Consider the following 10,999-nt stretch of genomic DNA (forward strand, 5'->3'; position numbering starts at 1 on the left):
GATGGAAGCGCTTGGACACCCCCTCGATGCGGAGCCGCGTGCCGGTGGTCATCCGCCGAGCAACGAGCCGGCCTGGCCGAGGCTGCCCGCGTTGAGCCTTCGCATGGCCAGGCTCGCGAGCACCACGGCGAGGTAGACGAGGGCGATCACGAGCATCGAGAAGGCGGAGGCCTGCCCGAGCTCGAGATTGGTGATGCCTTCGAGGATGCGCACGGTCACGAGGGACCAGCTGAGGGAGACGAGGAAGATCGTCGCGCTGATCGCGGTCATGGCGCGGATGAAGAGCACGGTCATGCCGGCGAGCAGGGCCGGGCGAACCAATGGAAGGACGACGCGACGGAAGGTGACGTCACGGCGCGCGCCCAGACTCGACGACGCCTCCTCGATGGAGGGATCGATCTGCGCGAGCACCGCCGTCGTCGCACGGGTGCCCGCCAGGCTGTAGCGGAACACGTAGCAGACGACAAGGATGAAGGCCGTGCCCGTGAAGGCCAGCGGCGGGTCGTTGAAGGCGACCAGGTAGCCGATGCCGACGATGGTGCCGGGCAGCGCGTAGTTCATCATGGCCGCGAATTCCAGCGCGCGACGCCCGGGAAACTGGGTGCGCGCGACGAGGAAGCCCAGCACCACGGCAAAGAGGCCGCCGATGGGCATGCAGAGGACCGCGATGATCAGGGTGTCACGCACCGCCTTGAGCCCGCCGCTGAAGACGTGAGCGTAGTGCGCGAAGGAGAGGTGGTGGTCGGCCCCCAGCCCTTTCATGAGGGAGGCGGCGGCGATCAGCGCGTAGCAGACGAGCACGAAGAGCGCCACGGCGCCGCAGAGCACCCCGAGCCCGGTGATGGCGAGGGGGGAGAGGCTCTTGACTCGCGTGGCCGCGCCGACCTTGCCGGTCACCGTCACGTAGGAGCCGCCGCGCCGCTCGACCCACAGGCGCTGCCCCGCGAAGATGGCGAGGGCGGGCACGAGAAGGAGGAAACAGAGGGCGGCGCCGCCGCGCATGTCGTAGAGGCCGGTGATCTGCAGGAACGCCTGGGTAGGCAGCACCGGGAATCTGGTGCCCGCGAGAATCAGGGGCGTGGCGAAATCCGCCAGGGAGGCGGCGGACACGAGAAGAAACGCATTGGCGATCCCGGGAGTGGCGAGGGGAACGGTGACGGTCCTGAACACGCGCCAGCGCCGCGCCCCGAGGCTGAACGCGGAATCCTCGAGGTTCGGGTCGATGTTCGCGATGACGGCCTTGAGGGTGAGATACGCCACCGGGAAATAGGTCAGGGTCTCCGAGAGGAAGGTGCCGGAGAGGCCGTAGATATTGACCGTAGTCAGCCCGAACACGTGATACGAGATTATCCCGCGGGGCCCCAGCGCGAAGATGAGTGCGATGGCCGCCGTGAAGGGCGGCGAGATCAGGGGGAGAAGCACCACGGCGTCGAGGGCGCGGCCGAGCCACGTGGGCACACGGCCGCGCACCGCGAGCAGCGCGAAGGCGAAGCCGAGGGCGGTACCCGCGACCCCCACGAGGGCGGCGAGCAGGAGACTGTTGACGAGGGCCCGCCGATGCGTCCAGTCGCTGAGGAGACCGCGCACGGCATCCAGGCTCGGGCCCTCGTTCCAGAAGGTGAGGAAGAGGAGCCGCGAGAGCGGGTAGAGCACGAAGAGCAGCACCATCGCCCACACCACGATGACGGTGGGAAGAATGACGGGGTCGCGGGCGGCCTGGCCGTTCACCGGGCCCGCTTAGTCTCTGATGACCTCGTTGATCCAGCGTTCGACCAGGCGCTTGCGGTTCTTCCCCACCCACTCGAGATCGACGGGCAGGAGCTTCGCTTCCTTCATGAGCGCCTGCACGTCGGCGTCGATGCTGGCCCCGGGCAGGGTGGGCAGCATGTAGACGTTGTTCTTGTCGAGGAGGTCCTGCATCTCCTTGCTGAACGTCCACTCGATGAACTTCACGGCCGCCTCCCGATTCTTGGCGCCCTTGACGAGGGCGACCCCTTCAATGACGGCGGCCACGCCTTCCTTGGGGAAGGTCACGACCACGCCGTAGCCTTTCTTCTTCGCCTCCATGGCATCCGGCATGTGGGCGATGCACACGGTGGTCTGGCCGAGGGAGGCGGGCACCGTGCAGCCACCGCCGCTCTTCGTGTAGACCTGCACGTTCTTGTGCAGCTTCTTCTGGTAGTCGACGGTCTTCTCTTCGTCCTTCCCGAAGGCGTAGTAGATCGACAGGATGCGGGTAAGGGCGGTGCCCGACGTGCGCGCGTCGGCCGTCTGGATCTGGCCCTTGAAGGCGGGATCGAGGAGATCGTTCCACGAGGTGGGCGCCTTGAGACCCTTCTCCTTGAGCAGCTTGGCGTTCGACATGAAGATGAGCGTGTTCTTGCTGACGGCGGTGTAGTACCCGTCCCTGTCCTTCAGCTCCGCGGGGATTTTCTCGGCAGTCGCCGCCTTGTACGGCTCGATGATCCCGGCCTCTTTGGCGGCCGCGAAGCCGTCGCCGGGCGCGCCCCACATGACGTCGGCGCGCGGGTTGTTCTTCTCCGCCGTGGCGCGGGCGACCAGCTCACCCGTGGAGAGCCGGATGAAGTTGATCTGCACGCCCGTCTTTGCCGTGTAGGCCTTGAAGATCGGCTGGGAGAGCGACTCGGGCCACGCGGTGTAGACGTTGACGGTCTGGGCGAGCCCGGGCCCGGCGAAGACCAGCACCAGGAGCACCGAAGCGAAGAGTCGCAGCGTCGACACCATCGTCAATCCCTCCCCTCGTTGGACAGAGGCACGTTCTCGCGCGCCAGGTGGTCAACGGCTATCCCCTTTTCCGTGGCGATCCTGCCAGAGCGCGGGGGGCAGGTCAAACCGGAGGTTGAGGGCAAGGCGGCTGTCTACATGTCCCGGTCGGGACGTTTTACCGAGTCGGGAGTGCCGTCGCGCCCGCGATGAGAGCGCTGCCGTCAAGAGATCTTGTATAAGTCTGTCGATTCCCGTCTTCCGCCTCCAACCAGGCCTGGCACGCGATGTGCCTGAGACAACTCCTGGAGCGACGACACGAGACATGATGGAGGTGTTCACATGGCGGCGAAGAAATCTGGCAGACGGAGATACAGCCAAGGTGCGAGCAAGGACGTTGAGCGGGCGATGCGCCGACGGAAGCACGGCACGTTGCGGAGCGGCAAGGGCGGGAAAGGGGGCAAGGTGAAGAGTCGCGAGCAGGCGATTGCCATCGGACTATCGGAGGCTCGCAAGAAAGGGAAGAAGGTCCCGCGCAAGCCTGCGCGCCACTGAGGTGGCCGCTGAGGGAGGAACGCGATATGGCTGGTCAAGGACCCGAGCCCGACTTCGGGCAGAACAAGTGCCCCGACTGCGACACCCTCATGAAGCCTGTCAGCCTCCCCAAGGGGAAGAGCACGACGGGCAAAGAGCTCGAGTGCCCGAAGTGTGGGCGCCGACTCGCCCCGACGAGTCGCTGACCGCGTCGGACACTCTGTCGCAATTAGGAGTCTGTCCAAGTAACTTCCATGCCCTCGCGAGCATGAATGGTCCGCTTCGAGCGCCGGCTTCGCCGGCGCAATTTGTTCGGGGGGAGGATTCGGAAGGGGGGCGGAGCCCCCCTCCGAGTCACCTAGCGCGGGGCGGTGAGAGAGCCGGAATGAACCGCCCGGATCTCCACCTCGATGCCGTCGGACAGGGCGAGCATCTGCAGGCCGTCGCGCGAGAGCTCGGCGCGGCGCATGGTTCCGGCTACGATGCTCGTGACCCACGCGCGCAGGGGCGCGCCCTGGGGATTCACGACCTCGACCACCGCCTGTAACCCAACCCCCAGCCGCGCCGCCGTGTCCGCGTCGAGGCGGATCGCGCGGCCGCGTTCCTCGTCGAGATCACGGCCGATGCCGAGGCGAACGCGTATGCGGGCTTCACGAAGCGACACGCGCAGGGCGGCACTCGCGGCGGCATCGATTCCGCCCTCGCGGGAGACCACACCGTAGCTCGCCTCCGCGGCCGCCGGGGTGACGTAGCCCTCGGCGAGGTCGCGGGCGACCGACTCCAGGTCGCGGTCGAGCGGATCGCCGAAGCCCCCGCCGCCCGAGCTCTCCATGATCAAGAGGTCGTCCGGTTGAATGGGGAAGCCGCTGACCTTGCCGGGCAGCGGTGACGGCTGGATGGGCTGGCCCTGCCGGCGCACCCAGAAGCGATTGGTCGCTCCCGCGCCGCCCCCGCAGACGCCGAAGGGCGGGAGCACGGCCTTTTCAGCGAGCACGGAGAGCTGGCTGGCCGGCGCCTGAATGCGCACTTCGCGCACGAGGCCGAGCCCGCCGCGCCAGCGACCGGCTCCGCCCGAGTCCTCACGAAGCGCGGTGCGCTCGATGCGCACCGGATAGAGCTGCTCCACCGCCTCGATGGGCTGAATCGTGGTCATGTCGCTCTCGGTCCACGTGCGCACGGCGTTGCTGCCATCGCCCCCGTCGAAGCCGCCGGTGCCGCCGGCCGGGTACTCGTAGAAGATGAAGGTCTCACCCGTGCGCGGGTCGGGCCCGCCCACGTAGCAGTGGTTGCCGCCGCCCTTGTGGTCGCCGGCCACCCGGCCGCCGAGAGCCTGGGCGAGCGCGCCCATCACCGCCGTCTCCACGCAATATTTCACCTCGACCATGCCGCCGCAGGGAGCGGGCGGATTGGCGTTTACGATGGTGCCAGGAGGCGTGATCACGGTCAGCGGGCGGAACGAGCCGGAGTTGACGTCGGTGCCCGGGTCGAGAAAGGACTTGATGATGGTGAAGGCGCCGGTGGGCGCCATGGCGGGGCCGACATTGGTCGGGCCGGCCGTCTGCGGCGAAGTGCCCGTGAGATCCACGGTGATGGTCTTGCCCGTCACCGTGACGGCGGCCCGCACGGTCAGCGGCTCGAGCCGCTGGCGACCGCTCTCGAGGTGCGCCTCGTAGCGATAGCGGCCGTCGGGGAGCGCCGCGATGGCCTGTCGCATGCGCGTCTCGGCGCGGTCCATCAGGACGGCCACGGCCGCGCGGACGGTGGCGGCGCCGTAGCGGGCGGCCAGACCCTCGATGCGCTCCGCCGCCTTCTTGCACGTGCCGATCATGGCCTGGAAGTCGCCCTGGCGTTCCCGAGGTCCGCGCATGTTGCTGAAGATGAGGTCGAGGGCGGCCTGGTTCGGGCGGCCGCGGTCGACGATCCGGATCGGGGGAATGCGCACGCCTTCCTGGAAGATTTCCGTGGCCCCGCCGGAGAGGCTGCCCGGGCTCATCCCGCCCACGTCGCCCCAGTGGGCGCGAACGACGGGGAAGACGAAGAGGCCGCCGTCCGCGAAGAGCGGATAGATCATGGCCACGTCGTTGAGGTGGGTGCCCCCGGTGTAGGGGTCGTTGTGGAGGAAGATGTCGCCCGGATGGATGTCGTCGCCGAACTTCTCCCCCACCGCCTTCATGGACCAGGCGATGGGCACGATGTGCAACGGGTGGTCCTGTCCCTTGGACATGGCCACGATCTGCGCGTGGCCGTCCATGAGGACGCAGGAGAAGTCCTCTCCTTCGTACAGAATGGACGAGTAGGCGGTGCGCACGAGGGTGACGCGCATCTCGCGCACGATGGACCCGAAGGCCTCGCGGAGCACCTCGAGGGTGATGGGGTCGATCACGCCGCGTCCTCACGAGAGAACCGGAGATTGCCGTGCTCGTCCACGGCGCCGCGCCAGCCCGGGAGAATCACGGTGGTCGCGCCGAACTCCTCCACGATGGCCGGGCCGGGCAGGAGCGCCCGCTCGGGCAACCGCTCGCGCTCCCACACCGGGCAGTCGCGCGGCGTGTCCTCGAACCAGACGGTCCGGCGCTCCCCCAGCGCTGCGTCGAGGGAGGCGGTGACCGTTTGGTGGCGCTCGGGGGACGGCTTGGGCACCACACCGTAGGCGGCGAGCCGGGCGTTCACCAGCTCGACCATGGCCGTCGGGTCGGCGTGGCCATACATGTCGAGGTGCCGGCGGTGGAACGCCGCTTCGACGGCCTCGAGTGCGGAGGGGGCGAGGACATCGTCGACGGCAACGCCGAGCTCGAAGGCCTGGCCGCGATAACGCAGATCGAGCGAGCGGAGCAGGCGCTGCTTGTCCGCCGCGAATCCCTCGAGCTCGAGCTGGCGCCGCGCCGCGCCCTCCATCTCGGTGAAGAGGTCGTGAAGCACCGCCATCCGCTCGCGCAGTGGGCCGACGCGAGTGCGGACGTCGTCGTGCTTGATGTCGGAGGCGAGCAGCCCCAGCGCCGAGAAGTTGCCCGGGTGGCGCGGCACCAGGACCGAGGGGATGCCGATGGCCTCGGCCAGGGCGAGAGCGTGCATGGGGCCCGCGCCGCCGAAGGCGATCAGAGTGAAGTCGCGGGGGTCGTGCCCGCGCTGGATCGAGATCTCCCGGATGGCGGAGGTCATGCGGGCCACGGCGATGGTGACGATGCCTTCGGCGAGCTTCTCGATGGTGAGCGATCCGCCCTGGCGCGAGGCCAGATCGGCGATGGCCGCGCGGGCGCGGGCCGGATCGAGGGCAATGCTGCCTCCCAGCCGCCGCTTCGTCCCGATGCGGCCCAGCACGACGTTGGCGTCGGTGACGGTGGGCTCGGCGCCGCCCAGGCCGTAGGCCGCGGGCCCCGGGTTGGCGCCCGCGCTGCGCGGCCCGACCTGAAGGCTGCCGTCGAGGTCGAGCCAGGCGATGGAGCCACCACCCGCGCCCACGCTGTGCATGTCGATCTGGGGCACCTTCACGGGGAAGGCGCCGACCATGCCGTCCGAGGTCGTCAGCGGAGCCAGATCGCGCACCAGGCAGACGTCGGTGGACGTGCCGCCCATGTCATAGGTGATGAGATCCCGGATCCCGGTGGCCTCGCCCACGAAGCACGCCTGGCTGACGCCGCCCGCGGGCCCCGAGAAGATGGTCTTGATGGGAAGGCGCCGCGCCGTCTCCGTCATCATCATGCCGCCGCTCGAGGCGATGGTGAGGACGCCGTGCGGGTAGCCCGTGGCCAAGAGGCGCTCCTCCAGTCCCGTCAGGTAGCTCTCCATGAGGGGCTGGAGGTAGGCGTTGAGCACGGTGGTCGAGAAGCGCTCGAACTCGCGATACTCGGCCACGACCTCGGCCGAGCAGGACACGGGCAGCCCGGGGTGCCGGCCCTTGGCGGCGTCGGCCACCGCGCGCTCGTGGGCGGGATTCAGGTACGCGTGGAGCAGGCAGACGGCGAGGGCTTCGACCCCGCCGGCGAGGGCGTCATCGAGGGCCCGTTCCACGCTGGCCGAGTCGAGGGGCACGAGCACCGAGCCGTCGGCGGCGAGCCGCTCGGTGACTTCGAACCGATGCCGCCGCTCCACCACGGGTTTTGGCCGGACGAAGGTGGGCACGAAGAGGGCGGGAATGTTTCGTTTGGTGCGTCCGATCTCGATCAGGTCGCGGAAGCCCGCCGTGGTCAGCACGGCTACGCGGGCGCCCCGCCGCTCGAGCACCGCGTTGGTGCCGACGGTGGTGCCATGGACGAGGCGCCGGACCTCTCGGCTCTCGATGCCCAGGGCCTGGAGCCCGGACAGGACGGCGGCGGCCTCGTGGCGCGGCCGCGACGGCACCTTGGTGACGACCACGCGGCCGCTGCGCGAGTCGACGGCGGTGAGGTCGGTGAATGTTCCACCGACGTCGATGCCCACGATGAACATGCGGGGATGATAGCAGAGTGTTCAGGGGCTCGCCGTCAGGGGCTCACTCCGTAGCGGCTGTATTCCTCGGCAATGCGCGGCGATATCGCGCGCGCAGTGGCGAGGTCGGCTTCGGCACCTGGGAGATCACCCTTCTTCCGCTTCGCAAGGCCACGTCCGTACAGCGCATGGGCCTGCTTGGGCTCGAGGCGGAGTGCGGCATCATAGTCGGCGATTGCCCGGTCGAGCTGGTCAAGCTTCAGATAGGTGAGGCCCCGGCTGTCGAGCGTCGCCCCGAAATCGGGCCGCAGGCGAAGGGACTCGTTGCAGTCCGCGAGGGCTGCCTCCAGTCGCCCGGCGATGGCGCGCGTGAAGCATCGATTGTTCCAGGCCATCGCGAAGGTCGGCTGAAGTCGAATGGCCTGGTTGAAGTCCTGAATCGCTCGATCGTACTCGCCCTTCCGACGGTAGGCATTGCCCCGGCTATTGAAGGCCGGCGCATAGCTCGGGCTGAGCCGTATCGTCTCGTCGTAATCCAGGATCGCTCGGTCCAGGTCGCCCTTCCGCGTGTACGCGTGCCCACGATTGTCGAAGCCCATTGCGTCCTTCGCGTCGAGCCGGATCGCCTCTGAGTACTCGCTGATCGCGTCATCGATCCTGTCGCGGAGTGCCAGCGTCATGCCAAGTCCAACGTGCGCCCGCACCAAGCGCGGGTCGACCCGTAGCGCCTCCCGAAACTCCGAGAGCGCCTCCTCGTCTTTGCCGAGGCGGAGCAGGACGAAGCCGAGCTCTGTCCTCGCCTCGACCTGGCGAAAGTCCAAGGCCTTGGCGGTCCGGAGCTCTCGGGCCGCATCCTCCAGAAGGCCCCGCCGGCTGTAGAGGAATCCCAGCACGGTGTGCGACCCGGCATGGGAAGAGTCGATCTTGATGGCCTCGTGCAGGGCGGCTTCACCCTCCGCCATCTTGCCGGATCGAAGCAGATCCTGTCCGGCGTTGGCGAGGGCCGCGGCGAGCGGGTTTGGCTCGTTGCGTGCGTGGCCTTCCGCATAGATGGCGCTCCAGGCGCGCCGCGTGTCCTGATCCATACCCAGGACGCCTCGCTGGAAATCGTGGTTCCGCATCAGCCGGATGACCCTGATGGTCTGATCGTCGAACCTGTCCGGGGGACCTCCGCGCATGATGGAGTCGACGGTGATCGAAGGGTGAAAGGCGCCAAAGAGGTGGGCAAGCTCGTGCGAAAGAACCGACTCCGGGGCGGAATCCTTGAGAATGATGGTCTCGTAGCATCCCGTCATGACCATGGCGAATCGGTCGAACGAGCGCGCCCATCCGTACATGAGGCGCTCGCATCGCCGACCACTGAATCCGACCAACAGATCGGCTGGCCCGACGGGGACGTCGGCGATCATCTTGTGGGTCAGGCGCTCCGGCGCCACCGAGGGACCGGCCGTGAAGGGGACGATATCGAGGATCACAAATCGTATCTGGAAGTGCTTCTCGTAGATGTCAGACACCCCTCTCACAGTGTTTCGGAGGGTGGTCTCCCAGTTCGCCTGGGCCCGGTAGCTCTCATCGGGGGCGACCCGGATGGTGACGGTACGAATGTCAGCGGGCTGGGCGTACGCGCAATCGCCATGACCAAGGCTGATTGCCATGAGGGTCGATGCGGTCAGGAGTCTGAACACTCGCGCTTCCGCCGCACTTGTGAGCAGGTACCGGCCGTGCAGCGATAGCTCCATGGGCAGGCCATGGAGCTGGCTACGCCTCGTAGATCTTCTTCAGCTCCCCCTCCGCCCACTTCACGGCGTCGGCGGCCGACATTCCTTGGGCGGCCTTGGCGTACATGTCGGTAATGATGTACTTGGTATAGGCTTCGGTGGCCTTGGCGGTGGGCGGTCCGGCATGTCCGAGCATGCGGGTGCCCCGCGGGGAGGTGCGGAACGGCTTGAGCGCGTCATCGAGGCGCTCCCACATCGGGTTGTTCTCCCAGGACGTGGTGGCGCCCAGCGCATATCCATTCTCGATCTCGAACCACTTGCCGAACATATCCTTGCCGTGGAACCACTTCAGGAACTCCTTGGCGGCCTTCTGGTTCTTGGAATACTTCATCAGTCCGTGCGAGAAGGCCACCGCGTACGGCGGCGTGCGGCCGGCGGGGCCGTCCGGAATGGCGAAATGCGAGATGTCCGGCCACATCGGCTCGCCCTTGTCGTTCTTGACTTTGTCCGGGTTGCGCTTGGCGAAGATGAAGATCGAAGCGCCGTTGAGGGTCGCGCTGATCTCGCCGGCATGAAAGGCGCGGTTGTTGTTGGTGTCGTCCCAGGCCAGCGCGCTCTCGTCGCACGCCTGCTTCCAGAGGTCGGTCATCCACGTCACCGCCTCGACGGTGCCCTTGGAGTTGAGGACGACCTTCTTGCCGCTGGGGTCGGTCTCGGCGCCGCCGAACGTCCACGTGAACGGATAGGTCCACGCCGGAGCGTCACCGAAGGTATGGCCGAGCGTCTGGCCGAGCGGCTTGGCCTTCTTCTTGAGCGCGGCGCCGATCTTCTTGTACTCCTCGAGGGTCTTGGGCGGCTGGGTGGCGCCGACCTCGGCGAACCACGACTTGCGGTAGGCGATCAGGGGCGCCCCGGTGAAGTACGGTAGCCCCAGCCAGCGGCTGCCGACCTTGGCGGCGGCGCCGGAGTGCGGATAGTACCCGCCCTGGTCCGACGCCTTCCAGTCGCAGAGGTCCGAGATGTCGGCGAGGCCGCCGGCGTACAGGTGGGGCCAGTTGTGGAGCATCATGATGATGTCCGGTCCGGCCCCGGACTGGATCGCCGCCGTGATGCGCGCCTGCAGGTCGTTGGCGTTGATGGTCTCGAAGACGACCTCGACCTTCATCTGCTTGTTGTACTCGGCGACCTGGCGCTTCACCTCGACGTCACCCTCGGGGATGAAATCCACCCACTGGAGCAGGTGGATCTTGGTGGCCTGGGCCACGGCCGGCGCGCGCCGGGCGGCCAGGATCCCTTCGAGGCCGGCGGTGGCGCCCACCGCGGCCGCGGTCTTGAGAAATGTCCGGCGGTGCATCTCGGCGAGTGGTCGTGAGCGATCGGGAGCGTCCATGGTCCCTCCTCGCGTCCGGGGCTCGTAGGCTGGTGTTCCGGCCAGGGTGACCAATTGGTACGGCATCGGTGACTCAGCCGTCAAGGGGAAGTCCTCGGGTACACTGGGCGCCCGGTCTACCGAAAACAGCGCCCGGAGGATCGCCCATGATCTCGAACCCGCGACACCGCCAACGGTCACGCGTGCTCCTCGTCGTCGCGATCGCCGCCGCGCTGTTCGCGTCGACGGC

7 protein-coding genes are annotated in these 10,999 nt (G+C 67.8%); 1 reads left to right on the forward strand and 6 read right to left on the reverse strand.

Going from position 1 to position 10,999, the window contains the following annotated elements; translation table 11 throughout:
- Window positions 1-48: 48 nt before the first annotated feature.
- Window positions 49-1,728, reverse strand: a complete 1,680-nt coding sequence (locus VGT00_20065) for an iron ABC transporter permease (protein HEV8533728.1) — start codon at window positions 1,726-1,728, stop codon at window positions 49-51.
- Window positions 1,729-1,737: 9 nt separating this feature from the next.
- On the reverse strand, window positions 1,738-2,745 hold the full coding sequence (locus tag VGT00_20070; GenBank protein HEV8533729.1) for an ABC transporter substrate-binding protein: 1,008 nt from the start codon (window positions 2,743-2,745) through the stop codon (window positions 1,738-1,740).
- Window positions 2,746-3,066: 321 nt separating this feature from the next.
- On the opposite strand from VGT00_20070, the gene VGT00_20075 reads away from it, so the two are divergent.
- Window positions 3,067-3,279, forward strand: coding sequence for a DUF6496 domain-containing protein (locus tag VGT00_20075; protein ID HEV8533730.1), 213 nt, complete (start codon window positions 3,067-3,069; stop codon window positions 3,277-3,279).
- A 337-nt stretch (window positions 3,280-3,616) separates the two neighbouring features.
- Here the strand turns inward: VGT00_20075 and VGT00_20080 are convergent, their stop codons facing one another.
- The 4 genes from VGT00_20080 to VGT00_20095 all read right to left on the reverse strand — a co-directional run bounded on the left by VGT00_20080 (window position 3,617) and on the right by VGT00_20095 (window position 10,770).
- A complete protein-coding gene (locus VGT00_20080) occupies window positions 3,617-5,641 on the reverse strand; it encodes a hydantoinase B/oxoprolinase family protein (GenBank protein HEV8533731.1) in 2,025 nt (674 codons plus the stop codon).
- Window positions 5,638-7,683, reverse strand: coding sequence for a hydantoinase/oxoprolinase family protein (locus tag VGT00_20085; protein HEV8533732.1), 2,046 nt, complete (start codon window positions 7,681-7,683; stop codon window positions 5,638-5,640). The genes VGT00_20080 and VGT00_20085 overlap by 4 nt, the downstream gene beginning before the upstream one ends.
- Before the next feature lie 35 nt (window positions 7,684-7,718).
- Entirely contained in the window at window positions 7,719-9,317 is a 1,599-nt protein-coding gene (locus VGT00_20090) for a tetratricopeptide repeat protein (protein ID HEV8533733.1), read from the reverse strand.
- Between the two features lie 103 nt (window positions 9,318-9,420).
- A complete protein-coding gene (locus VGT00_20095; GenBank protein HEV8533734.1) occupies window positions 9,421-10,770 on the reverse strand; it encodes an extracellular solute-binding protein in 1,350 nt (449 codons plus the stop codon).
- Between the last annotated feature and the right edge of the window lie 229 nt (window positions 10,771-10,999).

It is taken from the genome of Candidatus Methylomirabilota bacterium (assembly GCA_036002485.1).
In the GTDB taxonomy this organism is placed as follows: Bacteria; Methylomirabilota; Methylomirabilia; order Rokubacteriales; family CSP1-6; genus AR37.

What these genes read in the sequence shown, in the direction of transcription:
- VGT00_20085 (HEV8533732.1), bottom strand. Translation starts at nt 7,683, where the DNA reads ATGTTCATCGTGGGCATCGACGTCGGTGGAACATTCACCGACCTCACC.
- VGT00_20090 (HEV8533733.1), bottom strand. Translation starts at nt 9,317, where the DNA reads ATGGCAATCAGCCTTGGTCATGGCGATTGCGCGTACGCCCAGCCCGCT.
- VGT00_20070 (HEV8533729.1), bottom strand. Translation starts at nt 2,745, where the DNA reads ATGGTGTCGACGCTGCGACTCTTCGCTTCGGTGCTCCTGGTGCTGGTC.
- VGT00_20075 (HEV8533730.1), top strand. Translation starts at nt 3,067, where the DNA reads ATGGCGGCGAAGAAATCTGGCAGACGGAGATACAGCCAAGGTGCGAGC.
- VGT00_20095 (HEV8533734.1), bottom strand. Translation starts at nt 10,770, where the DNA reads ATGGACGCTCCCGATCGCTCACGACCACTCGCCGAGATGCACCGCCGG.